At 63.7% G+C, this 24,479-nt stretch carries 21 protein-coding genes; 13 read left to right on the top strand and 8 right to left on the bottom strand.

The genetic code is table 11. The features are described from left to right. Positions 1–70: 70 nt before the first annotated feature. The gene (locus H7687_RS06450) at positions 71–406 is read right to left on the bottom strand and encodes a hypothetical protein (protein WP_183346243.1); all 336 of its coding nucleotides are present in this window, start codon (positions 404–406) and stop codon (positions 71–73) included. Between the two features lie 199 nt (positions 407–605). On the opposite strand from H7687_RS06450, the gene H7687_RS06445 reads away from it, so the two are divergent. From H7687_RS06445 to H7687_RS06435, 3 genes are all read left to right on the top strand, one after another. Beyond that, entirely contained in the window at positions 606–1,592 is a 987-nt protein-coding gene (locus H7687_RS06445) for an alpha-ketoacid dehydrogenase subunit beta (protein ID WP_183346242.1), read from the top strand. Positions 1,593–1,601: 9 nt separating this feature from the next. After that, positions 1,602–3,155 carry a 2-oxo acid dehydrogenase subunit E2 gene (locus H7687_RS06440; protein ID WP_183346241.1) on the top strand — a complete coding sequence of 518 codons (1,554 nt, stop codon included), beginning with the start codon at positions 1,602–1,604 and terminating at the stop codon, positions 3,153–3,155. A gap of 300 nt (positions 3,156–3,455) precedes the next feature. After that, positions 3,456–3,851, top strand: a complete 396-nt coding sequence (locus tag H7687_RS06435) for a response regulator (protein WP_183346240.1) — start codon at positions 3,456–3,458, stop codon at positions 3,849–3,851. Positions 3,852–3,906: 55 nt separating this feature from the next. Here the strand turns inward: H7687_RS06435 and H7687_RS06430 are convergent, their stop codons facing one another. Then, a complete protein-coding gene (locus H7687_RS06430) occupies positions 3,907–5,526 on the bottom strand; it encodes a methyl-accepting chemotaxis protein (protein ID WP_246404658.1) in 1,620 nt (539 codons plus the stop codon). A gap of 359 nt (positions 5,527–5,885) precedes the next feature. On the opposite strand from H7687_RS06430, the gene H7687_RS06425 reads away from it, so the two are divergent. Together H7687_RS06425 and H7687_RS06420 are read left to right on the top strand one after the other, a co-directional pair. Beyond that, positions 5,886–6,323: a PaaI family thioesterase gene (locus H7687_RS06425; protein ID WP_183346239.1), complete on the top strand. Its 438-nt coding sequence runs from the start codon at positions 5,886–5,888 to the stop codon at positions 6,321–6,323. 175 nt (positions 6,324–6,498) lie between these two features. Next, positions 6,499–6,921, top strand: coding sequence for a hypothetical protein (locus H7687_RS06420; RefSeq protein WP_183346238.1), 423 nt, complete (start codon positions 6,499–6,501; stop codon positions 6,919–6,921). Between the two features lie 3 nt (positions 6,922–6,924). On the opposite strand, the gene H7687_RS06415 is transcribed toward H7687_RS06420, so the two are convergent. Then, positions 6,925–7,878 (bottom strand): rhomboid family intramembrane serine protease, encoded by a 954-nt coding sequence (locus H7687_RS06415; protein ID WP_183346237.1) that lies wholly within the window; start codon positions 7,876–7,878, stop codon positions 6,925–6,927. A 236-nt stretch (positions 7,879–8,114) separates the two neighbouring features. Between H7687_RS06415 and H7687_RS06410 the strand changes: the two genes are divergently transcribed. After that, positions 8,115–8,678, top strand: coding sequence for a pyridoxamine 5'-phosphate oxidase family protein (locus tag H7687_RS06410; protein ID WP_246404656.1), 564 nt, complete (start codon positions 8,115–8,117; stop codon positions 8,676–8,678). A 14-nt stretch (positions 8,679–8,692) separates the two neighbouring features. Here the strand turns inward: H7687_RS06410 and H7687_RS06405 are convergent, their stop codons facing one another. Both H7687_RS06405 and H7687_RS06400 read right to left on the bottom strand, forming a co-directional pair. Next, entirely contained in the window at positions 8,693–8,872 is a 180-nt protein-coding gene (locus tag H7687_RS06405) for a putative signal transducing protein (protein ID WP_183346236.1), read from the bottom strand. 27 nt (positions 8,873–8,899) lie between these two features. Beyond that, a complete protein-coding gene (locus H7687_RS06400; protein ID WP_183346235.1) occupies positions 8,900–9,409 on the bottom strand; it encodes a DoxX family protein in 510 nt (169 codons plus the stop codon). 477 nt (positions 9,410–9,886) lie between these two features. Between H7687_RS06400 and H7687_RS06395 the strand changes: the two genes are divergently transcribed. Together H7687_RS06395 and H7687_RS06390 are read left to right on the top strand one after the other, a co-directional pair. Continuing rightward, a complete protein-coding gene (locus H7687_RS06395; protein WP_183346234.1) occupies positions 9,887–10,243 on the top strand; it encodes a response regulator transcription factor in 357 nt (118 codons plus the stop codon). A 464-nt stretch (positions 10,244–10,707) separates the two neighbouring features. Continuing rightward, positions 10,708–11,577 (top strand): hypothetical protein, encoded by an 870-nt coding sequence (locus tag H7687_RS06390; protein ID WP_183346233.1) that lies wholly within the window; start codon positions 10,708–10,710, stop codon positions 11,575–11,577. Between the two features lie 146 nt (positions 11,578–11,723). Here the strand turns inward: H7687_RS06390 and H7687_RS06385 are convergent, their stop codons facing one another. From H7687_RS06385 to H7687_RS06375, 3 genes are all read right to left on the bottom strand, one after another. Further along, positions 11,724–12,125: a bacteriohemerythrin gene (locus H7687_RS06385; protein WP_183346232.1), complete on the bottom strand. Its 402-nt coding sequence runs from the start codon at positions 12,123–12,125 to the stop codon at positions 11,724–11,726. Between the two features lie 66 nt (positions 12,126–12,191). After that, positions 12,192–14,198, bottom strand: a complete 2,007-nt coding sequence (locus H7687_RS06380; RefSeq protein ID WP_183346231.1) for a cache domain-containing protein — start codon at positions 14,196–14,198, stop codon at positions 12,192–12,194. Beyond that, positions 14,198–15,577, bottom strand: coding sequence for a sigma-54-dependent transcriptional regulator (locus H7687_RS06375; protein WP_183346230.1), 1,380 nt, complete (start codon positions 15,575–15,577; stop codon positions 14,198–14,200). The genes H7687_RS06380 and H7687_RS06375 overlap by 1 nt, the downstream gene beginning before the upstream one ends. A gap of 383 nt (positions 15,578–15,960) precedes the next feature. Between H7687_RS06375 and H7687_RS06370 the strand changes: the two genes are divergently transcribed. The 5 genes from H7687_RS06370 (at position 15,961) to H7687_RS06350 (ending at position 24,327) form a co-directional block, all read left to right on the top strand. Then, positions 15,961–16,305 carry a hypothetical protein gene (locus H7687_RS06370; protein WP_183346229.1) on the top strand — a complete coding sequence of 115 codons (345 nt, stop codon included), beginning with the start codon at positions 15,961–15,963 and terminating at the stop codon, positions 16,303–16,305. A gap of 56 nt (positions 16,306–16,361) precedes the next feature. Continuing rightward, the gene (locus H7687_RS06365; protein ID WP_183346228.1) at positions 16,362–16,838 is read left to right on the top strand and encodes a DUF3124 domain-containing protein; all 477 of its coding nucleotides are present in this window, start codon (positions 16,362–16,364) and stop codon (positions 16,836–16,838) included. A 33-nt stretch (positions 16,839–16,871) separates the two neighbouring features. Next, positions 16,872–19,622, top strand: a complete 2,751-nt coding sequence (locus H7687_RS06360) for a cation-translocating P-type ATPase (protein WP_246404654.1) — start codon at positions 16,872–16,874, stop codon at positions 19,620–19,622. A 16-nt stretch (positions 19,623–19,638) separates the two neighbouring features. Beyond that, positions 19,639–21,618: a monovalent cation:proton antiporter family protein gene (locus tag H7687_RS06355; RefSeq protein ID WP_183346227.1), complete on the top strand. Its 1,980-nt coding sequence runs from the start codon at positions 19,639–19,641 to the stop codon at positions 21,616–21,618. 204 nt (positions 21,619–21,822) lie between these two features. Beyond that, entirely contained in the window at positions 21,823–24,327 is a 2,505-nt protein-coding gene (locus tag H7687_RS06350; RefSeq protein WP_183346226.1) for a glycogen/starch/alpha-glucan phosphorylase, read from the top strand. Positions 24,328–24,479 lie beyond the last annotated feature (152 nt).

Genomic DNA, 24,479 nt, shown 5'->3' with positions numbered 1-24,479 from the left:
GGGCGCTAGCTCGCGCCGGGCGCCGGGCCTGTCGGCGAGTGGGCCGGATGAATGACGAGAGAGTGGGACGCTAGGCTGGAGGAGCCCTGGCAGGGGGGGGGGTGCGATCAGCAGACGCGAAGGCGAGGGTGGGAGGCGGCGATACGGTATGACTGCCCAGGATGAGAGGCGCCTGTGTGGGGACTTCCGCCAAGGCGGCCAGGGGAGACGCGTGCGCCGTTTTGAGCGGCTGGCTCCCCTTGGTGGAGTGCAGCAGACAGGCATCGTGGAAGCTCTGAGTCAGGTGTTTGGCGGACAGCAGGGGGGCGTCGCACGGATTCGGTACGATGATTCCCTGCGCGACAAAGAAGACTGCGACGGCCAGAACCAACGCCAGCAGGTTTATTTTCGATGTCGACCGCTTCATGACCCATTTCATGCCTGCGACCCTATCGTACTTGGTGTGGCGTTGCAAGACTTTTGCATCCGCGGTTGTGTAGACATGATCCCATGGGCTGCAACTGACTGAATTTGAACTCTGCATCGTTGTGTTCGCTTAATGCTTTGATAGTATTGGAACCTCGTATTGCGAAAGTAACGATTACCTGCGCTAACGGAGACGATGTATGGCTGAAATGACCTATCGGGACGCCATCAACCTGGCGCTCAAAGAGGAAATGCGGCGCGACAGGACCGTGGTCACCTACGGCGAGGACGTGGCGCTGTACGAGGGGGCCTTCAAGGTGACCCGGGGGCTCTTGTCGGAGTTCGGGGAGTTGCGGGTGCGCGACTGCCCCATTTCCGAGAACACCATCGTCGGGGTCGCGGTCGGCGCCGCCATGGCCGGGGTGCGGCCGGTGGCGGAGTTGATGACGGTGAACTTCGCCCTGCTCGCCATGGACCAGATCGTGAACCACATGGCCAAGGTGCGCTACATGTTCGGCGGCCAGACCAAGGTCCCCATGGTGATCCGGATGCCGGGAGGCGGGGGAAGCCAACTGGGCGCCCAGCACTCGCAGAGCCTGGAGAGCTACTTCATGCACTGCCCGGGCATGCTGGTCGCGTATCCGGCGACGCCCGCCGATGCCAAGGGGCTGCTGAAGACCTCGATCCGCGACGACAACCCGGTCATCTTCCTTGAGCACGAGCTTCTCTACAACAGTAAGGGGGAAGTGCCGGAGGATCCGGAGTTCCTTGTTCCCTTCGGCAAGGCCGTCGTGATGAGGGAGGGGGAGCAGGCAACCCTGGTGGGGTACGGCCGGATGGCGATCCTGGCTCTGCAGGCGGCGCAGCAGTTGGAAAAGGAAGGGATCTCCTGCGAGGTGATCGACCTGCGCACGCTGGTCCCCCTGGACATGGAGACCGTGCTCGCGTCGGTGCGCAAGACCGGGCGCGCCATGGTGATCGAGGAATGCTGGAAAAGCGCAGGGCTCGGTGGGGACATCGCCTCTCGCATCTACGAGGGATGCTTCGACACACTGCTCGCGCCGGTGCGCCGCATATCGGGGCTGGACGTGCCGATGCCCTATTCCCGCAAGATCGAGAAGCTCTGCATCCCGCAGCTGGAGGGGATCGTCCAGGGCGTACGTGACCTTCTTAACGAACCTTTCTGAGGAGCCACCATGAACGAGATCGTCATGCCTAAACTCTCCGATACCATGACCGAGGGGAGGCTGGTCAGTTGGAAGAAGCGGGTAGGGGACGAGGTGCGCCGCGGCGAGGTGATCGCCGAGGTGGAAACCGACAAGGCGAACATGGAACTCGAGGCCTTCGTGCCCGGGGTGATGCTGGAGATCAAGGTGCAGGCCGGCGAGATGGTGCAGGTGGGGACGGTGATCGCCGTGATCGGCAAGGCGGGCGAAAAGGGAGGCGTTGCGTCCCCCGCCGAAAGCTCCCAGCCGGAGACGGAAGCTGCGCAGCCCGAGGCAGCCCCCCTGGCGCAAGGGGAGGCACTGGACACCGTGCAGGGACAGGGGACCGAGGCCTCCAAGGGGGCGCCCGAGGAAGGCCCTCAGGGTGGCCAGGGGGGCGCCGCGCCGACCGCTGAACCGGCCCGTGTCGAAGATCTTGCCGCCCAGCAGGGTGAGCACCAGGCTCCCGCCGCACCGCCTGTTCCGGGAGAGGAGGCGACCCAGCCGGCAGCAGAATCCCCAGGCGCTGCTACGCAGTACATCCAGACCCGGGCCCCCTCGCCCGGCGGTCCTGCCCCGGAAATGAGCGCCCCCGGCAGAGAACGGGCTGCGCCGGTCGTCCGCCGCCGCGCCAGGGAACTCGGCATCGACTTGGCCCAGGTGCGGGGCACCGGCCCCGAGGGGCGCATCCTGCTCCAGGATCTGGAGGGGGAGGGGGGGGGAGCTTCCCACCCTGCCGAGGCCGCTCGTCCGGCACAGGCACAGGCACAGGCACAGGCACAGGCCCAGGCACAGCCCCAGCCCCAGCCCCAGCCCCAGCCCCAGGGGGAGGCGCCGCCTGCTGAGGCGAAGGCGCAGGGGCCACGACTGGTGCAGGAGGTGAAGGCCATGTCCAGGCTCAGGGCGGCGGTAGCCAAGACCGTCGCGGATTCCTGGGCACACATACCGCACTTCACCGTGACCATGGACATAGCCATGGACGAGGCGGAATCGGTGCGGCGCCAGTTGAAACAGGGGGGGATCCGGGTCACGGTGAACGACATCATCGTCAAGGCGGTCGCGCTCGCCTTGACCAGGTTCCCGCAACTGAACGCAAGCTACGCCCAGGACGGGCTGCAATTTCACGGCGAAGTGAACGTGAGCGTGGCGGTGGGCGTGCCGGAGGGAGTGCTCATGCCGGTGATCCACGGCTGCCAGGATCTTTCCCTTACGGCGATAGCCCAGGAGGCCGACCGGCTGGTGCAGCGGGCAAGATCGGGCGCCCTGACCGAGCAGGAGATGAGTGGTGGGACCTTCTCCGTCTCCAACCTGGGCATGTTCCAGGTGAGCAGCTTCAGCGCCATCATTCCCCCCTCGCAGGCGGGGGTGCTCGCGGTCGGGGCCGTGGTGGACGTCCCGGTGCTGCGTTCAGGACTGCTCGCCAACGCCAGGGTGATGAAGGTGACCCTTTCCGCCGACCACCGCGTGGTCGACGGTGCCTATGCTGCCCAGTTCCTGGTCGAACTGCGGGACGTGCTGGAACATCCGGTGCGCCTGCTCATGTAACCGAAAAGGGGCAGGTCTTCGGCCTGCCCCCGTCTTTCCTCCCCTCCCGGCTTCCCTCCATGGTGCACCGATCCCTTTGAAATCCCTTCCCATAACCCGACAGTCTCATCCCGGCGCGGCACCGTTTTTCAAGGCGGCCGGCATGGCAGGGCTCCCCCTGTCCCGTCCGTCCTCTTTTTTCATTATGAAGCTAAAGAATGGTTCCCATGAGCCGATAGGAAAAAGTGCTGCAGGACCAAAACACTCCCTGAAGGGAAGTGCCTGACGGCATCAACACACACCAAGAACTGGGGGAGAGCTATGAAGTGCTTGATAGTAGATGACGAGGCTTTTTGCCGTGACTTTGTCGCCACCTTGCTCAGCGCGACGGCGGACTGTCACCAAGCCACCAGCGGCATGGAGGCTCTCGAAAAATATAACGCCGCCCTGGCCAGCGACGAACCCTTCGACCTGGTGATCATGGACATCATGATGCCGGGGATGAGCGGCCATGACGCGGCCAAAGCGATCAGGCATATCGAGAAGGAGCAGAAACCGGCCAAGCGCGTGAACATCGTCATGCTGACCGCTCTGAACTCTTCCAACGATGCCATGGAGTCGTTCTGCAACGCGCAGTCGGCGGCCTACCTGGTGAAGCCGGTTTCCAAAGAGGGGCTTTTCAACGTCTTGTCCAAGCTGGGCTTGATGAAGCGTTAGCCATTGCCGGCGGGGCTGCAGTTGTCTCCAGGCAGGCTGCAGCCCCGCCGTTTCCCTACGCTACTTTGAACTGGGTCACCAGTGTGCCCAGGTCATCCGACAGGCTGGCCAGCTCCGCGGCGGCCATCGAAGAATCCTGGGCTCCCTGCACGGTGAGCTGCACCACTTCGGAGATCCTGGTTATGTTGCCGGTAATCTCGCTGATGGTGGCCGTCTGCTCCTCCGCCGCGGTGGCGATCTGGTTTACCTGCATGCTTACCGCGTTGATCTGGTCCAGGATCTCCTGCAGGGCGGACCCGGACTTGGCTGCTTCCTCGGTCCCCTGCTGCACCTCGCGCACGCCCTCCTCCATTGCCAGCACCGCCCCCTTGGTTTCACCCTGAATGGCCTTGATCATCTCGCCGATCTCCCGCGTCGCTTTCGTGGTCCGCTCCGCGAGGGCGCGCACCTCGTCGGCAACGACCGCGAAGCCGCGCCCCTGTTCACCGGCCCGGGCCGCCTCGATGGCCGCGTTCAACGCCAGCAGGTTGGTCTGATCGGCAATGTCCTCGATGGTCCCCACGATGGCCCCGATCTGGTCGGAGCGCTCGCCGAGGCTTTCCACGGTACGGGAGGTCTCGTTGACCCGGTCGGCGATCCGGTTCATCACCTCGACGGTCTGTGCCACTACCTGCGCCCCGGTCTCGGCTGCGCTGCTGGCCTGCTTGGAATTCCGGGCGGCTTCGTGGCAGTTGAGCGCGATCTCGTTGGAGGTGGCGGACATCTGCTCGCTTGCGGTGGCGACCGTCTGGGCCTGGCAGGCGACCTGTTCCGCGCCGCTGGCCATCTGCTGGGAACTGCGCTGCAGCAGGCTCGACGACGCGGCGATGCAGCTGGAGATGTCGCCGGTGCGCGTGACCACGTCCCGCAGGTGTTGCAGCATGCTGGCGATGGCAGCCATGAGCCGTCCCGTTTCCGCCGAATCGTCGGCCTCGACCTTTGCCGTCAGGTCGCGCTGGGCGATGCGCCCGGCGGTAGCGACGGCGGCCTGCAGGGGAGCGCTAATGCTCCGGTCCAGCCACAGGGCGCCCACAAACGCAACACCCACCGAGATCAACAGCAGGGCGAGTATGGCCAGCCTGGCCCCCCGTGCGTTTGCTGGAGCCCGGACCTGCAGCGCGCCGCGGTCCGCGACGGCGGCGCTCACTTGCCCCAGCGCCTCCCGGATCTCCCCGCGCCGCGCCTTAAGGTCCCGTAGCGCCTGGAGCGCCAGGTCCTTGTCCCCCGCGTTTATCAGCTGCAACGCCCTGCTGCGGGTGGCTTGGGCGGCGGCAATTTTCGCCGACAGGGCTTCCAACAGTGCTTTATCCTTATCCCTGGCCGGAACAGACTTAAGCTTGGCGAGCTGGTCGGCAACGGCTTTCTCGGATGTGGCTGCCGTGTTCAATTCGGATCGGGCTGCCGCGATTCCCCCCGTGGCCATCGCTTCCGCCAGTCGCTGGCCGGCGCCGGCGTTTGCGGAACCTATCTCCGCGATAGCCCTCATCTGCACCAGTTGCAGATCGGCTTGGCCTAGCGCGCTGCTGGCCGCGACCCCCATGCCGTACAAAGCGGTGGCTGCCAGAATCACCGACAGCGCGCTGCTGATGCCGAAACCGACGAGGAGTTTGGCCCTGAGGTTCAAGTTGGTGCGCATCCCTTGCCTCCCTTCGAGCTGGCGCTCTGCTGTGAAAATTAAAACAAATTCACAGTATAGGGTGGGATGCCGACCTGTCAAGGCGGGACCTAGGGGAGTCCCGCACCGCCCGGAGGGCGCCCAGGCTGTGTCGGAACAGGCGTCATTTGTCTTTGCAGCCGACTTCCCACTGTGTTAGGTTGCGCCACCAGGTGTGCCTTTAAAACCGACAGATAAAAAGGGGACAGGCTACTTTTCCAAGTGGTGGTACCAAGCTCGCAAGTCGGCAGCGCAAGGAGCGTTCCATTCTCTTTTGGCGATGGACATACTTAGAAAAGTAGCCTGTCCCCTTTTTACCTTTTTTGGGAGGGAGTGTCACTATGGATGAAAAACTGAAAGAGGCGATTTTTCAGCAGGTTGAGCGCGAACCGTTCGCGCAGGCGTTGAAGATGGAACTGGTTGCCCTCGATGACGGGTTTTCCGCTGTCGAGATGGCTTACGAGCCGGAGGCGATGAACAACATGTTCGGTCGAGCCCACGGCGGCGCGATTTTCGCCCTCATCGACGAGGCGTTCGAGACCGTCTGCCAGACCGTCGGCAGCGTCACCGTCGCCCTCAACGTCTCGGTGAACTACGTGGCCAGCCCCGAGGTCGGTGCGAGGCTCAGGGCGGAGGCGCGGGAGGTGAACAGCACCAGGAAGACGGCCAGCTATGACATAAAGGTTCATGATCAAGACGGCATGCTCATAGCGGTATGTCAGGCACTGGCATATCGCACGGGAAAGCCGCTCCCATTTCTCACAGAGGGCCAGTCGTAGCGATAGTAGTACTCTCCGCACTCAGCCGATAGTGACAGCAATCACACGACAGAGTTATAATGATCTTGATCCGGCTCGCCTGTGAGTGCCATTCGCCGGGCAGTGGAAGTTTAACTGCCGGATGTTGGGACAGAGAGGGCTGGAGAGGGAAACCTGTAATGGTTGAGGAGGAGTTATGAAAAGAACTTTTCTGATCCTCGTAGCGCTACTGTTGATCGGCGCTAGTGGTCATGACGCTTGGGCAGAGGTGAACCTCAGCATCAATATCGGCCCGCCGGTCGTGATGGGCGCTCCGTCGGCCATGGTGATGGTGCCGGGGACCAGGGTTTACTTCGCACCCGGATTCGAAGCGGACATCTTCTTCTACGGCGGTTATTGGTGGTCGCCGCGCGGCGATCGCTGGTACCGGGCGGGGGATTACGACGGCCCGTGGCGCATGGTGGCCCGCAGTTCCGTGCCGCGCCCCGTGTACCGGGTGCCCAGGGAGTACCGCGACATGTACGGTAAGGAACGCCATATCCCCTACGGTCAGTGGAAGAAAGAACGCGGGGGACACGGCAACAGAGGCGGCCGCGGTCATGGTCGCGGCCACGACTAACGTTCAGCCGGAGTGGCCGATGGCCAGCCACCAGGCGTAAAGCACCACCGAGGCGCTGGCCAGCGCGAGCAGGGCGTTGGCCAGCCGCCCCGGCCTGCCCAGGTACCCCACCAGCAGCTCAGCGACGAATCCCAACAGACAGCCGAACATGAAACCGAAGAGGTGCGCCCCGAGGTCGGTCCTCTCCCCCTCGGTGCCCAGCAGTACCAAAAGCGACAGCGCCGCTGCGATGGGGAGCGGCCAGCGCCTGCGCAGGTGGTGCCGGTAGCGCATCATGGTGAGGGCGCCCAGGATGCCGACCGCCCCGAACACGGCCGTCGAGGCGCCTACCGAAGTGTGGCTGGGAAGCTGGACGTAGGCGTTGGCGAGGTTGCCGCAGACACCGGAGGCGAGCAGCAGGGTCCAGGCGAGCCCCGAGCCGAGGTCCCGGCACAGGTAAACGATGAAGACGCCGCCGATGGCCAGGTTGCTGATGAGGTGCAGCGCGTCCGCGTGCAGGGTGAGCGCCGTCACCAGGCGCCACCACTCACCCTTCAGGATGAGCCCGGCATGGGCGTTGCCGATGTCGAGCCAGTCCACCGGATAGTGCCCGAAAACCTTCACATCCAGGTTGGTCAGGTTGTGGAAGGTGGCCAGCAGGACCAGGATGGACAGGGTAGGGAGGGTGTTCTCCTTCATGGGGTGCACCGGCGGCAGGAACGGCGGCCAGTTGCGGTTCTCCTCGACGTAGAGGTTCAGTTCGCGGCAGGCGGCGTCATAGTTCTCGGGCGCTACCCACACCTGCCACCCCCGCGGCCCCGGCTCCAGGCGGCACTCGATGAAACGCGACTCCAGCACCAGCGCCCACAGGCGGGCCTGGCGCAGGGACAGCTTGCGCCCCCGCTCCTCCACCCGCCACACCGGAACGATACGCCAATCATCCTGAGGCTCTACGCCTTGTTCATGGTCCTCGGTCATGCCCGGCAGTATGTCAGATCCTTCCCGCGCCGTCACCAATAAAGGGGACCTTTCACCGCTGGCTTCTTCTCCTGGTCGCTCCATGCTGCCATTACCCGCCGCCGGCCCGCTGCAAACCGCGGCCAGAGACCCCTTTCCTTGACTATTTTTGTCCCAGTGCTACAAGAAGCTAGTGCTGACGCACGGTTAAATCAAGGGGGGGCTGACGGAAAGATTGATCCCAAGGAGAAACGAGGATGCGATCCAGAGTCAGACTGGCTATAGCGGCGCACCCGCAGGGGATGCAGCCTCTCGTTGGACGTTGCGGCGCTCCTTGTGGCAGGCACCGTCATCCTTCACGCCGGTGGCCCATCAGGATGCGCTGGCACCGCCGGCTGATCCGCATCGGCAAGAGGAGGTACGTGAACATGATCAGCGACAAGATAAGAGAACTGGCGGAGCAGGTGGGACATGCCTACGTGGCTAGCTGCGATAGCGGCGGGCGCCCGCACCTCGCGGCAGGAAGGGGCATCGCCCTGTTCGAGCCCAACCGGCTGGTGTTCGAGTCCTGGTTCTGTCCCACGACCATGAAGAACCTGCAGGAAAATCCCCACGTGTCGGTGGTGGTGGCCGACGAAACGGGAAACGGGTACCAGTTTGTGGGGAAGGTGGAGAAGGCGACCGACACGGCGGTCCTGAACGGATATGCCCCTGAACTCGAGCCTGCCGGGTTGCCGCAGGTGCAGTGGAGGCTCGAGATCAGGGTAGAAGGTGTGATGGCTTTTACTGCCGATGCTCATTCGGACCGCCCGCTCGGGTAGGTCCGCTGCCAGTTTCACTTTGTCTTGAGGAGCAGTTCTTCTGCCCTGGGCAGGTCTTCCTCCGCTACCTCGATCTCACCGCTTACCTCTTCCTTGCCAAGGCCGGTCACGAAATACTCGATCCCACCCTGCTTCAGCACCGCCTCGACGCGGGCCAGTTCGGCCTCGCTCTTGGCATCGTAGAACTTCACCATGGTTTCCTCCTTGTTCGCTGGGGCGCCTCAGAGGTGGGAGGGGGGCTGAACGGTCAGCTCCGCCTCTCGTGCCGCACGCTCGCGGCTGATCCTGCTGCGCGGGCTTTCCAGGGCGCGGTCGACGGACCAGCGACCTGCACCGAACATCATGATGTTCGCCGCCACCGCCAGGGCGAGAAGCTGGAACTCCACTCCCGGGGACAGCTGTTTTCCGCTCCAGGTGGTCAGGAATCCGTTGTCGTAGTTCAGCACACCAAATGATGCCAGCATCACCAGGATGACGGCAGCGGCTGCGATACGTACGTAGGCTCCCAGCATTAGTGCGATACCTCCACAGAACTGGGTCATGATGATGAGAACGCCGACTATCTTCGGCATCCCTAGCTGTGTGGTCATCACAGCCATAGCGTGCTCGAATCCCAGTCCATAGAACCATCCTAGCAGATTTTGTGCGCCATGTAGAAACATCACGAGCCCCAGCCCTACTCTCAGTACCGTCCCACTCCAGCTGTCGTTGGTCAGCAATAACCTTTCCATTGTCCGTTCCTCCTTTCGTCGTGGTGTTGCTCGGCCCCTTAGTTCAGCCGCGTGTCGGCATGTGGCACTGTCCCGGATTTGGCTTAGCAAATTCTAATCACATCCTTTGCAAAAGCAAGAGACTTCTTCCCTGGGCAACAGGTGGGGCATTTCGCCTCACGCGCTACGTCATTTAGCGCAGGGGGGCGCGGGATTCGGCGTAAAGACTGCGCGGCCAGCCCCGGACACGGCCGCGTTTTGTTGGTGCGCGGTCGCACCCCGCCCACGTCGCATTAATTTCGCTCTCAACGGGCTCCAAAAATCGACAGAGATTTCTTCAACTTGGCAGGACCAACTGTGGCGGCCTTTTTTAATAATCATGGTACCTGAGGCTAAATGTGCGAACTTTGCACAATTTGGGCACGTTTTAGGCAAATGTGTGTGGTCAAATGCCCACGGGGCGCGGTCAGTACTCGGTTGAATGCATTGGGGTGTGAAATGAAGAGAAGGGTCCTGATAGTTGACGACGTAGAAGATATCAGGCAGATGCTGCGTTTCATGGTGGAGAGGGAAGGGCACGTCATCGTGGCGGAGGCCGCCAACGGTGTCGAGGCGGTTGAGAAGTACCGCGAGCACCGCCCGGACGTTACCATCATGGACATCGACATGCCGTTGATGACCGGCGTCGAAGCGGCACGGGAGATCCGCGACATGGGTGGCAGCACCCGGATCGTTTTCTGCAGCGGGGGATATTCCAAGTTCGAGACGCCCCCCCAGGAACTGCGCAGTGAGGGAAGCACCTTTTTGCGCAAGCCCTTTCTGCCTGCACAGTTGTACCAGGCAATTGCTGCCTGATCCGTACCTTTATGTGATGCCGTGATTGCTTGTCATGGATTGTTCTGTATCGGTTGCAATGATGTGATGTTATGTAGTGTGATGAAGTGATGTGATGTGGTGAATGCAATGTTCTTTCTAATGTACTTGTCTTGCTGATATGATGGAGACCTGCAGTTTGTAGATGTTATGGCCTTTTGGGCCGCAAATGTTGTCTGATTACTTTAACGTTGTCTGTATCTGAGTCGTGACTGGGAGCCTGTTTGGGCTCCCATTTTTTTGGTCCGGAAGGAAGTGACACACCTCCGTCTGCCTTGGCCGCCGCCTCCTCAGTGGGTGCTCTTACCTGCTGCTGTGAGCCGGCTGCCAATTTGATGTATGCGATTTGCCCCTGCTTGTGCTAGGGTAGTGTTTTGCCATGCGCCGGGCGCTGCCCCTGCGTCCGCTACAGGCAATACAATGAACGGTAGGGTGGGTATTTCATCATGACCTCAGAACATCTGCAAAAAGTAACCGACCAGCTCGCCAAGCTCCACGGTCACGCCTACTTCAGGGTAGAAGAGGGAACGCTCAAGGAGTGTCTCACCGGCTTGATCCTCGATGCGGTCGAGGGCGATCTCGCCGAGCAACTGGCCAGTGGTTCCTTCGACCTGGAGGTGAGCGTCGGGGTCCAGGAAGGGGAGACCGAACCGACGGTGGACTACCGCGTCGATCGTCCCGGAGTCGTCTACCGCGCCGATGCCCCCGTTTCCCGGCTCAGCGTCCCGGCGCTGGAGGATCTCGGCCGTCACCTGGAGCACCTGGTGCAGCAGGCGCAGGCGGCGCCGGTGGTCGAGGAAAAGGGACCGGGCAGCCACATCGTGCGCAAAAAACAGGACCACGACCACCACGAAAAGGAGGCGGCCGCGGCCCGGCTCAAGGTCACCCCGCAGTGGCTGAAGAGCGTGGTCCCCTGCACCGATTACAGTTACGACGAGATCGACGGCAAGAAATACATCAGGGAGTACTACTGGTCCCGCGAGCTGATCGAGCGGCTCTTCAAGATCAAGTCGAGCAAGACCACGCCCGAGGACCTGCAGTACGTGGCCAAGGAATGCTGCGACGGCGATGCCGACTGGGCGCGCGACCTGATCGCCCGGCTCAAGTCGCCCAACCGTCCCGAGCAGCAGCCGAAGGAACAGCCGCAAAAGAGTCAGCCGCAGAAGGAAAAGGAAAAGGGCGCCGTACAGCAGCAGGCGAAACCTGCGGCGGGCGACCGTCCCCGCAGCCGGTCCCGGCACAGGAAGTCCTTCCGGCACGGCAAGGATGGCGGGCGCAAGCCCGAGGGTGCGTCCGAGGCGAAGAAGCCCTCCTGAACGCCCCGTCTTCGCGCTCCTCCCGCCGCCGCTTGCGGCTCGAAAATGAAAAGGTCCCCCTCGAACACGAGGGGGACCTTTTTTTTGTTACCTGAGGGGTGATGATGAGAGGGATTTAGCGGAAGATTGTCGCTCATCAGGTTTTGTTACTTCTCGCGTAGGTACTTGGCGAAGGCGGTGTCCACCTTCTTGATGTGCTGGATCAGCCAGTTGGCCAGGGTCCTGTTGGTCTGGATCACCAGGGGCAGGGTGGCCCCCTCGTTGCGGAAGGAGTCGGTCAGCTTGTGCACGTCGGCGATGAAGGCGACGTGCTGCGCCTTGTGCGCCGGGTAGTCGGGATAGTTGCTCCCCTTTTGGAGTTGCTCCTCGGCGGCGAAATGTTCTTTGACGTAGTCCTCCAGGAAGAGCAGCAGCTTGAGGACCTCCTCGTTGCCTTTTCCCTCGTTGCAGGCGCTCAGCAGGCGGTCGAACCTTCTGAAAATCTCCTTGTGCTGCTCGTCGATCTCGTTCACGCCGATGGCCAGGTCACTGGTCCACTCGATGTTCATGTTGTGCTCCTTTTCGGTTTGTCTGCTGTCGTTATGGTGCGCTCTGGTACCGGTTGCTGCGGAGCGTCACAGTTCGTTTTCGGCGGGGGCGAGCGGGTCCACCCCCGGCAGTTCTATTTCGAAGCAGGTGCCCATCCCCGGGGTGCTCGACACCCGGATGTCACCGCCGTGGTCCTTGACGATGCCGTAGGAGACCGAGAGGCCGAGGCCGGTGCCGGTGTCCTTGGTGGTGAAGAAGGGGGTGAAGATCTTCTCCTGGTGCTCGGCGGAGATCCCCTTGCCGGTGTCGCGGATCTCCACGATGCAGCCGTTGCCCGGTCCGTGGCGGCGGGTGGTGAGCCTCAGCGTCCCTCCGTCGGGGAGCATGGCCTGCACCGCGTTGAGGATGATGTTGCTGAACACCTGCCTCAGCTGGTCGGTGTCGCCGGTGACCGGCCCCAGGTTCATGTCGTATTCCCATTTCACCGAGACCGCGTCCATGGGGACCTGGTGCCTGATCTGCGCCACGATGTCGTCCAGCACCTCGTGCACCATGAACTGGCGCTGGTTCAGCGACTTCTGGCGGGCGAAGGTCAGGAGATTGCCCACGATTTTGGCCATGCGCTCGGTCTGCTGGCTGATGATCTCCACTTCTTCGTGGTTGGGGTGATCCTCGGGGAGGCACATCTCCAGCACCTCGGTGTTGCCGCGGATGATGGCCAGGGGGGTGTTGATCTCGTGGGCCACGCCGGCGGCCACGATGCCGAGGTCGGCGAGCTTCTCCGCGCGCGCCAGGTCCGCCTGGGTCTGCGCCAGGAGCTTGGTCTTGTCCGAGAGTTGCGCGGTGCGCTCCTCGATCTTCAGCTCCAGGGCCCGGTGCAAGAGGCCGATCTCCGCCTCCTGGCGCCCCAGGGCGCGGGTCATCAGGTTGAAGGCCTCGGCCAGGTCCCCCACCTCGTCGGTCGACTGCACCTCGATCTGCAGGTCGCGCTCGCCGCGGGCCACCCGGTGCGCCAGCTTCTCCAGTTCCTTGATCGGGCGGGCCAAAAGGGTGCCGATGAAGCCGGAGACGGCGATGCCGATCAGCGAGGTGACGAAGAGCACCAGGTACAGGATGGAGTTGACGCTCTTTTGCATGTGCGTGTAGGGCTTTTCCAGCATCCCCACGTAGAGCGAGCCGATCGCTTTCCCCTGCAGGTCCATGATGGGCTCGTAGGCGGTGAAGTACCAGTCGTTGACCACGAAGGCGCGGCCGATCCACTTCTTCTTCTCCTGGATCACCTGCTTGTAGACCTGCTCGGAGACACGGGTGCCGATGGCCCTGGCGCCGTCGGTGGTGCGCACGTTGGTCGCGATGCGGGTGTCGCCGAGAAAGATGGTGGCGCTCCCCACGTCGGTCCCCTTGAACTGCACCCCCTCGTAGACGATCTCCTTGATCTTGTCCACCAGGGCGTTGTTGTTGTTGAGGAGGATGCCGCCGTAGAGCGCGCCGATCACGGCGCCGGCGTTGTTCTTGAGCGGGAAGGCCGACACCATCACCATCCCGGAGCGCTCGGTCTTGTCGGCGCGCGGCCGGGCATGCGGCGTGGAGATAAGGGGGATGGTGGCGCGGTTGGTGAGGGATATCCCTTCCTTGCCCAGATCGTCCGGGGTGAGCACGGTGGTCCCGGTGACGGCGATCCCCTTGAGCGCCTGTTCCACGAAGTAGGCGGACTGCCGGTCCCCTTTGAGCTGCGGGCTGTGGGCGCGGAACAGCACCCGTCCGGAAGCGTCCACCGCGGTCAGGATGTCGAGGTGCTTGTTCTCCATCCGGGTGCGCAAGAGGGACTGGATGTTCTTCTCCCCCGCCACGATGGAGTTGGAGTTGTAGGGGTTGGTGGCGGTGAGATCCATCAGCTCGCGGATCCGCTCCAGTTCGTTGCGGTACACCTCGCGCGCGGAGTTGAGGTCGGTGCGCACCTTTTCCTGGGCCTGGCTGGCGATCTTGTCGTTGATGATGTAGAGGCCGGCCAGGGAGCAGATGAAGAAGGCGACGAAGAGGGGGGCGACGGAGCCGACGGTGAGTTTGGCCCGGATCGGGAAACGCCTGAGCATCAGCGCGCTCCCTCGTCTTCCAGCCCGTATTCCTCGATCTTGCGGTCCAGGGTGCGCCTGGCGATCTCGAGGATCTTGGCGGCGCGGCTCTTGTTGTTGCCGGAGGCCTTGAGGACGTGCAGGATGTGCTCGCGCTCCACGGTCTCCAGGGAGACCAGGCGCTTGCCCCCTTCCTGCCTGGTTTCGGGAAGCGGGGGCGGGGTGCGCCAGACCGGGAGGGTTTCCGCGGTGATGGTGCTGCCGCGGGTCAGGATGGCGGCGCGTTCGATGGCGTTTTCCAGCTCGCGGATGTTGCCGGGCCAGTTGTACGACTTCAACAGCTGCATGGCCTCGCGGGTGAAGTCGTTGATGTCGCGCTTCATGCGCGCCGAGTACTTGGCCAGGAAGTGCCGCGCCAAAAGCTCGATGTCCTCGCCGCGGTCCCGCAGGGGAGGGAGGTGCAGCGAGATCACGTTGAGCCGGAAGAAGAGGTCCTCCCGGAAGCGCTTCTGGCGCACCTCCTCCTCGAGGTCCTTGTTGGTCGCTGCCAGGAAGCGGATGTCGACGCTCTTGGCCTTGGTGTCGCCGACCGGGATGAAGTCCCCCTCCTGCAGCACGCGCAACAGTTTCGCCTGGATGGCGGGGCTCATGTCGCCCACCTCGTCCAGGAACAGCGTGCCGTGGTTGGCGGCCTCCAAAAGCCCCTTCTGCGCGGTGATGGCGCCGGTGAAGGCGCCCTTCACGTGGCCGAAGAGCTGGCTTTCCAAAAGGGTGTCGGAGAGCGCGGCGCAGTTGATGGTGAGGAAGCGCTCCTTGGCCCTCGGGCTGTTGTTGTGGATCAGGCTGGCGACCAGTTCCTTGCCGGTGCCGGACTCCCCGAGGATCACCACGTTGGACTCGCTTTGCGCCACCAGCATGGCCATGTCGTGCACCCTTCTGAAGGTCTCGGAGCTGAAGATGAGCGGGGTGGACGCGGAGGGGATGCCCAGTTCGTCCTTGAGGGCGCTGTTTTCCTTGAGCAGTTCCTTGCGCTCCAGCACCTTTTCCAGGATGCCGAAGATCTTTTCCTTGGGGAAGGGTTTGGTGACGTAGTCGTAGGCCCCAAGCTTCATCGCCTCTATGGCCGAGTTGATGGAGGCGTAGGCGGTCATCATCACCACCGGGACGTCCAGCTTCATCCTCTTCACGCGCTGCAGTATTTCCAGCCCGTCCAGGTCGGGCATCTTCACGTCGAGGAGCATCAGGTCGCCGTCGTCAAGCCCCCGGTTTTCCAGGCAGTTCATCAGGGAGGTGCCGGAGCTGAACACCTCGAGCTCCAGCCCCTTGGCCGATAGAATCTTGCTCAGGTACCTGAGGATCTCGACCTCGTCGTCGCAAATGATCACCTTGCCGTTATACATAGTTCTTGGTCACCTGTAGACTTGGGGCGGCTGTGCTTCCCGGCGCGCTGCACGGCCTTTGGGGAGTTGCCCCGGATTGTGTAGACATCGGATCACTATCTTTCGCCGGAGCCTTTCTTGTCAAGGGAAAACCTGTCCAGGCGCCGATCTGCGCCGATCCCTCTCCCTCAGATGAGAGGGCGGGACAAGGCTCTCCTCTGTATCTGGGGCATGTGGTTTCTGTCAGACCCGGCATCGCTACTGTCTCAGTGTCACATACGGTCGCAAAGGTCTAGATAATACCACTTTATCCTTTGAATAACCATATCCCGAACGAATTATGTTACTCTGCTCCAGCGAGTAATGAAGCGAGGACAACAAAATTACAGCAACAGGGAGCTTTCATGATTTTTTTTGCTATTCTCTTTAAGGCCATCGTCTGGATCGTAGTCTTTCGCTCCGCACTCAGGAGCGACGGAACCGGGATGCTGGTGCGTGCCGCGGCGGTCGCGGTGATACTGACCGTGATGGACAGATTCAGCGTTGCGGCCAACCTGCGCCTTTCCGCGCACCTGCTCACCCTGTTTCTCTACCTGCTCATGTCTTTTTGCCTCATTCCCGTCGCATGGAAGGTGCGAAACGGTTTCGTTTCCCTCGCTTGCGGCGTGGTGGGGACGCTGGGCGCACTGGCCGGGATCAATTTCGTCATGGACCTCGTGCGTGGCCTGGTTCCGTTACTGAACCGCTAGCCGCCCCGGCGACGCCTGATATACTGCTCCGGTCAGCGCCGGAAATGGAGGAAGCCATGCGTCTTGCCGCATCTTTGTTGCTGTTCGCTCTTGTCGCCCTGCCGGTGTCCGTCTGGTCGGCGCCGGACCAGGTCCACCTTTCCAAGGGGCAGACCGTGTACGTTCCGGTTTACTCCAACGTTTTCAGCGGGCCGCGCAACCTGCCGTACCAGTTGGCCGCCACCCTCAGCATCAGGAACACGGACATGGATTCCTGGCTGCGCATCACCGCCATCGACTACTACGACACCAGCGGGAAACTGCTGCGCCGCTACCAGGACAAGCCGCTCTCCCTGGCGCCGCTGGCCAGCACCTACGTCCATATCGAGGAGAAGGACGTGGCCGGCGGCTTCGGCGCCAATTTCATCGTGAAGTGGCAGGCCGACCGCACCATGAACGCGCCCATCATCGAAACCGTGATGATCGGCGCCACTTCCGGACAGGGCATTTCCTTCGTCAGCCCCGGACAGGTGATCCGTCCGGGGACCAGGTAGCCTGCCGCCGCACCTTTTGCGGGAGGAGCAGCCGTGATCTCATCGGGGAACGGCCCGCGCAACCACCCAGACCAGCCAGCGCAGCTTCAGGTCCCCTGGCACAGCCTCGATCCGGGCGAGCTCTACACCCGCCTGGAAACAGGCCCGGGTGGCCTCGACCCTGCCGAGGCGGCGCGGCGGCTCACCCGCTTCGGCGCCAACGAACTGACCGCCGCCAAGCCGCTCTCGCCCTGGCCCGTCTTCTTCCGGCAATTCAAAAACGTCCTCATCGTCATCCTGTTCGTCGCGGCCCTGCTGTCGGCTTTCCTCGGCCATGCCGTCGAGGCGGTCACCATCGCCGTCATCGTCATTTTCGCGGCGCTGCTCGGGTTCTGGCAGGAATTTCGGGCGGAACGGGCCCTGGAGGCGCTACGGCGCATGGCGGCGCCGGATGCCGCGGTACTTCGGGGGGGCGCCGAGGTGACGGTGCCGGCCCGCGACCTGGTGCCGGGCGACCTGCTCCTGTTGCGCCCCGGCGACCGGGTCGCCGCCGATGTCAGGCTCGCCCAGGCGTACAACCTGCAGCTCGACGAGGCGGCGCTGACCGGAGAGTCGCTGCCCGTGGATAAACGGGCGTCGGTTGCCTTCTCACCCGAAACCCCGCTTGCCGAGCGCGGCAACATGGTCTACGCCGGCACGGTGGTGAGCTACGGCCGCGGAGCCGGCGTGGTGGTCGCCACCGCCATGCAGACCGAGTTCGGCAGCATCGCCCGGATGATCTCCGGCATCGAGACCGGCAGGACCCCGCTGCAGGAAAACCTGGACCGGGTGGGCAACCTCTTGGCCCGGGCCGCCCTGGTCGCCGTCGTCGTCATCGTTGTTGCCGGGCTTTGGCGCGGCGAACCGTTCATCGGCATGCTCCTCTTCGGCATCGCCCTGGGAGTAGCGGCGGTCCCCGAGGCACTACCCGCCGTGGTCACCATCTCGCTCGCCCTGGGCGTGCAGCGCATGGTCAAGCGCCACGCCCTGATGCGGCGCCTGGCCGCGGTGGAAACCCTGGGGAGCACCACGGTGATCTGCTCGGACAAGACCGGGACGCTCACCAGGGACGAGATGACCGTGCGCAGAGTGTACTGCGCCGACGCATGGTACGACCTTTCCGGCGCCGGCTACGCCCCGGAGGGGGAGTTTTCCCTTGAGGGGAGGGTGGTGCCCCCCGCCGCCGCAGTGGTTGAACTGCTGCGCGTGGCCGTGCTGGCCTGCGACGCCCGGGTGGTCCGGGACGAGGCATCCGGGCGTTGGTCGGCGCAGGGGGACCCCACCGAGGCGGCCCTGGTCGTCGCTGCGGCCAAGGCGGGGCTATCCCAGGCCGAGCTGGCCGCCAGATACCCGCGCCTTGACGAGATTCCCTTCAGCTCCGAGCGCAAGCGCATGACCACGCTGCACGGCGAAGGCTCCGCTCTGTTTGCCTGCGCCAAGGGGGCGCCCGAGGTGATCCTCTCCGCCTGCACCACCCAATTGGCAGGGGGGACTGGCTCCGAAGGTGCCTGTCCCCTTGGAAACGGCGAACCACCGCTGGACGAGGCCTCGCTGGCACGCATCGCCGGGGCCGCGCGCGAGATGGCGGCTGCCGCCCTGCGTGTCCTGGCCGTGGCGCGCAAAAGCGGCACCGACCGCAACGGGGCCGAGAGCGGCATGACCTTTCTCGGCCTGGTGGGCATGATCGATCCGCCCCGTCCCGAGGCCCGCGCCGCCATCGGCGTCTGCCGGGAGGCGGGCATCCGCCCCGTCATGATCACCGGGGACCATCCGGTCACCGCCGCTGCCGTGGCACGCGAACTGGGGCTTTTGGACCGGGAGCGGGTGGTGACCGGCGCCGAACTGGAGTCCATGGACGACGCAGCGCTGGAGCGCGCGGTCCCCGACATCCGGGTCTACGCCCGGGTGTCGCCGGCGCACAAGCTCCGGGTCGTCGCCGCCCTGCAAAAAAATGGCGAGGTGGTCGCCATGACCGGCGACGGGGTCAACGATGCCCCGGCGCTCAAGAAGGCGGATATCGGCATCGCCATGGGGATCACCGGCACCGCGGTCAGCAAGGAGGCCGCCGCCATGACCCTCACCGACGACAACTTCGCCTCCATCGTGGCCGCGGTGGAGGAGGGGCGGGCCATCTTCGACAACATCAAGAAGTACCTGATGTACCTGCTTTCCTCCAACATCGGCGAGATCGGTCTCATGATGGGCGCCATGCTGGCCGGGCTGCCGCTGCCCCTGGGCGCGGTGCAGATCCTGTACGTGAACCTGGCCACCGACGGCCTCCCCGCCCTGGCGCTCGCGGTCGATCCGGCCGAACCCGGTCTCATGCGCCGTCCGCCCAGGGACGCCACGCGCGGCATCTTCACCCGCGCCGTGGTGACGCTGATACTGGCGGGCGGGGCCTGGTCGGCACTGGTGAACCTGGCGCTTTTCGCCTGGGCCCGCGCCTCGGGGCGTTCCGATGCCGAGGCCATGACGGTGACCTTCGTGTCGCTGGTGCTGATCCAGTTTTTCAACGCGTACAATTTCCGTTCGGACCGCGATTCCATCTTCAGGCGCCCCTTCGCCAACAGGTGGCTGAACCGCGCGGTCCTCTGGGAGATCGGCCTGCTGCTGGTGGTGGTCTACCTGCCGGTGCTGCACCGGCCCTTCGGCACCTTCTCCTTGACACCCCTCGACTGGGGCGTCATCATCCTTGCTTCGGGATCGATCGTCCCGGCCCTGGAACTGGCCAAGTGGGTTGTGCGGCAGCGGGGCGCCGCAAATTGACATAAAGTGAGGTTTCATGGATTTTCACGCACTACGCGACATCGTTGTTCTCTTCGGTCTGGCCCTCCTCACCGTGGTAGTGCTGCGCAGGTTCAAGTTTCCCTCCATCGTCGGCTTCCTGATCACCGGCCTGCTGGCCGGCCCCTATGCCCTGGGCTTCATCCGGAACACCCACCAGGTCGAGCAGATGGCCGAGTACGGGGTGGTGCTCCTGCTGTTCACCATCGGCATCGAGCTGTCGTTGAAGGAGCTGATGCGCATCCGCCACATGGTGCTCCTCGGCGGCGGTCTGCAACTCGTTCTCACCATCGCCGCGGTGGCGGCGCTGGGCTCCCTGGGAGGCTTCCCGCTTCCCCAGGCGGTCTTCTTCGGTTTCCTGGTCGCGCTCTCCTCGACCGCCATCCTGATGAAGCTGATGATGGACGCCGGCGAGATGGACACCCCGCAGGGTAAGGCCGCACTCGGTATCCTCATCTTCCAGGACCTCTGCATCGTACCGCTGATGCTCTTCACCCCCTTCCTCGCCGGCGGCGGCAAGGGGCTGGCCGACATCGCCCTGGTCTCGGCCAAGGCGGCGGCCGTCATCGTCGGCGCCCACTACGGCGCCCGTTTCGTGGTGCCGTGGCTCTTCGAACAGGTGGTGAAAACCAGGAGCCGCGAGCTCTTCGTGCTCTCCATCATCTTCGTCGGCATGGGCACCGCCTGGGTCACGGCGCAGGTGGGGCTCTCGCTGGCTCTCGGGGCCTTCATCGCGGGGCTCTCCATCTCGGAATCGGAGTACAGCCACCAGGCGCTCAGCGACATCATGCCCTTCCGCGAGGCCTTCATGAGCCTCTTTTTCATCTCGGTGGGCATGCTGCTCAAGCCCGCCATCCTGTTCAAGTTCCCCGTGCTGCTGCTGGGCCTCGTGCTTTCCATCATCGTGGTCAAGGCGCTGCTCGCCTCCGCGGCAGGGATCGCCCTCGGGCTCCCCATGCGCATCGCCCTCATTGCCGGACTGTCGCTGGCCCAGATCGGCGAGTTCTCCTTTGTCCTTTCCAGAAGCGGCTTGAAGTACGGCCTGCTCACCCCGGAGACCTACCAGCTTTTCCTGGGGGCTTCCATCGCCACCATGGCGCTCACCCCGCTGTGCATGAAGCTGGCGGGACCGGTGGCCGACTTCATGACCGCGACGCTGCCGCACTCCTGGACCCGCGGCCGCAGCAGCCTCGCCCAAAACGGCGACAAGGTCGGCTACCAGGACCACGTCATCATCGTGGGTTACGGGGTCAACGGCAAGAACCTGGCGCGTACCCTGAAGAACCTGGAGATCCCGCGCGTCATCATCGAGACCAACCCCTTCACCGTGCGCAGCCTGAGAAGAGAGGGGGAGGAGATCATTTTCGGCGACGCCTCCAAACCCGAGATACTGGAGCACGCCCGGATCCATGACGCACGCATCATGGTGGTCGCCATCTCCGACGCTGCGGCCAGCCGCCGCATCGCCGCGCAGGCCCGATCCATGCACCCTTCCATTCACGTCATCGTGCGCACCCGCTACCTGCTGGAGATGGAGCCCCTGTTCCGGCTGGGGGTGAACGAGGTGATCCCAGAGGAGTTCGAGACCTCGGTGGAGATCCTGTCCCGTGTGCTGAAGCGGTTTTTGATCCCGCAGGACGTGATCGAAGACTGCATCGCCGATGTCAGACGCGACGGATACGACATGCTGCGCAGCGTCAGCAAGCGCCACAGCCACGCCGTCGGCATCGCCGGGTTTCTTTCCGGCGCCGAGATCGGCAGCTTCAGGGTGCGCAGGAGTGCGCCCATCGAGGGGGAGAGGCTCAGGGGAGGGATGCTGCGCTCCCGGTCCGGGGCCACCGTGGTGGCCGTCAAGAGGGGAGACGACATCGCCGCCAATCCCGACCCGGTTTGGGAGTTTTTGGAGGGGGACATCGCGCTTCTCCTGGGCACCCCCGAGCAGATGCGCGCCGCGGCCAAGCTGTTCGAGCCGGGCTGAGGCCGCGTCTTCCCTCACCCGGCCTGCGGCCACCCTCTCCCGGAGGGCGAGGGTACAACATCCGGTCACGCTGTTCTGTCCATGCCCCTCTCCCCTTGGGAGAGGGCCGGGGTGAGGGAATCGCCTTCAGCTAAACGTTTTTCTGCCGAAATAGGTACAATGTATCGCCGTCAACCCAACCCTCCGCGAAAGGAGTTCTCGCTTATGCACGACAAGGAAAAGAATATCCTTTGCCCCCAGAACATTTGCGAGCTGGAGGCGCTCCCCATGGACGCCGAAGGCCTGGTCAAGGATTTCGCACACCACTACTTTCACCACCTGGGGCGCGACAGGTTCTGCCGCAACATCCGCTACCACTACCAGGCCATCGCCTATACGATCCGCGAGCGCCTGATCGAGCGCTGGAACAACACCCGCTACGCCTACATCAACGCCAACACCAAGACCGGCTACTACCTTTCCCTGGAATTCCTGATGGGGCGTGCCCTGGGCAACGCCGTCCTCAACCTCGGGCTCGACGAGCCGGCGGCGGAGGCCATGCAGCAGCTCGGGCTGCACCTGGAGGACCTGGCCGACCAGGAGATCGATGCAGGCCTTGGCAATGGCGGTCTGGGCCGCCTGGCGGCCTGTTTCCTGGACAGCTGCGCCACCCTGCAACTGCCGGTCATGGGGTACGGCATCCGCTACGAGTACGGCATGTTCCGCCAGCGCATCGAGGACGGGCGCCAGGTCGAGGAACCCGACCACTGGCTGCGCGACGGCAACCCCTGGGAGATGGAGCGCCCCGAGTACACCCAAAGGGTCCGCTTCGGCGGGCGCTGCGAAACCAGGCGCAACGACGACGGCACCGTGAGCTTCTGCTGGCTCGACACCCATGACGTGTTCGCCGTTCCCTACGACCTCCCCATCCCCGGCTACCGCAACGGGACCGTCAACACGCTGAGGCTGTGGAAGGCCGCCGCCACGGACGTGTTCGACCTGGAGGAGTTCAACGCCGGGAGCTACACCGAGTCGGTCGCCATGAAGAACGAGGCGGAAAACATCACCATGGTGCTCTACCCCAACGACGCCAGCGAAAACGGCAAGGCGCTCAGGCTCAGGCAGCAGTACTTCCTGGCCTCGGCGAGCCTGCAGGACGTCCTGCAGCGCTGGATCTCGCGCCAGGGCAAGACCTTCGCACACTTCGCCGAGCGCAACTGCTTCCAGCTGAACGACACCCACCCGAGCTGCGCGGTCCCGGAGCTGATGCGCCTGCTCATGGACGAGCAGGGGCTCACCTGGGACGAGGCGTGGCAGATCACCACCCGGACCATGGCCTACACCAACCACACCCTGCTCCCCGAGGCCCTGGAGAAGTGGTCCGTGCCGCTGTTCAGGCAGCTTATGCCGCGCCTTTTGGAGATCATCCTGGAGATCAATGCCCGTTTCCTGGGCGAGGTTGCCAGCCGCTGGCCCGGCGACAGCGAGCGCCTGCGCAACATGTCCATCATCGAGGAAGGGGAGGTGCAGCAGGTGCGCATGGCCTACCTCGCCATCGTCGGCAGCTTCTCGGTGAACGGCGTGGCCGCCCTGCACTCCGAACTGCTGGTGCAGGGGCTGTTCCGCGACTTCTACGAACTGTGGCCGGAGAAGTTCAACAACAAGACCAACGGCGTCACGCCGCGCCGGTGGCTGGCCCGCTGCAACCCCGGGCTCACTCGGCTGCTCACCGCCAGGATCGGTGACGGCTTCGTGGCCGACCTCTCCAAGATCTCCGAGGCGGTCCGTTTTGCCGACGACCCCGAGTTCCGCAGGGAGTGGCACGACGTGAAGAGGGCCAATAAGGAGCGGCTGGCAGCCCTGGTGCAGGAGCAGTGCGGCGTCACCTTCAACCCGGACAGCCTCTTCGACGTCCAGGTGAAAAGGATCCACGAGTACAAGCGCCAACTGCTGAACGTGCTGCACGTGATCCACCTCTACGACCGGATCAAGCGCGGAGACACCGACGGCTGGACCGACCGCTGCGTGCTGATCGGCGGCAAGGCGGCGCCCGGCTACTACATGGCCAAGCTGATCATCAAGCTGATCAACAACGTGGCCCGCGTGGTCAACGAGGACCCGGTGGTGGGGGACCGGCTCAAGGTGGCGTTCCTGCCCAACTACCGCGTCACCGCCATGGAGGTGATCTGCCCCGGCACCGACCTCTCCGAACAGATCTCCACCGCCGGCAAGGAGGCCTCCGGCACCGGCAACATGAAGTTCATGATGAACGGCGCCATCACCATCGGCACCCTGGACGGCGCCAACATCGAGATCCGGGAGGAAGTGGGGGACGAGAACTTCTTCGTCTTCGGCCTCACCGCCGAAGAGGTGGAACGGGAGCGGCGCAACTACAACCCCGCCGGCATCGTGGCCGCCGATCCGGACCTGGAGCGGGTCATGCAGCTGCTGACCAGCGGGCACTTCAACATGTTCGAGAAGGGGATCTTCGATCCCATCGTGAAAGCGATCATGAGCCCGCACGACCCCTGGATGGTCGCCGCCGATTTCCGCAGCTTCGTCAGGGCCCAGCGGCAGGCCGCCGAGGCCTACCAGGACCGTGAGGCGTGGGTGCGGATGAGCATCGTCAACAGCGCCAGGAGCGGCAAGTTCTCCACCGACCGCACCATCTCCGAATACAACGAGGGGATATGGCACCTCCGCCCGGTGGACCCGGAGGCGAAGGGGTGACGCCCGCCGCGGCGCCAACTTCTCCTCAAGATTCCTTTGCGGGTGCCGATACGTCACACAAAGTGTCGAGATTGACGACCTGACAGCAGAAACTGTGCAGTCGCGTGTCACAATCCGGTGGCGAGATAGATCCAAAAAACCTCGGAGGAATA

The organism is Geomonas paludis (genome assembly GCF_014193585.1).
Classification (GTDB): domain Bacteria; phylum Desulfobacterota; class Desulfuromonadia; order Geobacterales; family Geobacteraceae; genus Geomonas; species Geomonas paludis.
The sequence above is the reverse complement of the archived record's forward strand: the minus strand, read 5'-3'. Positions and strand labels throughout refer to the sequence as shown.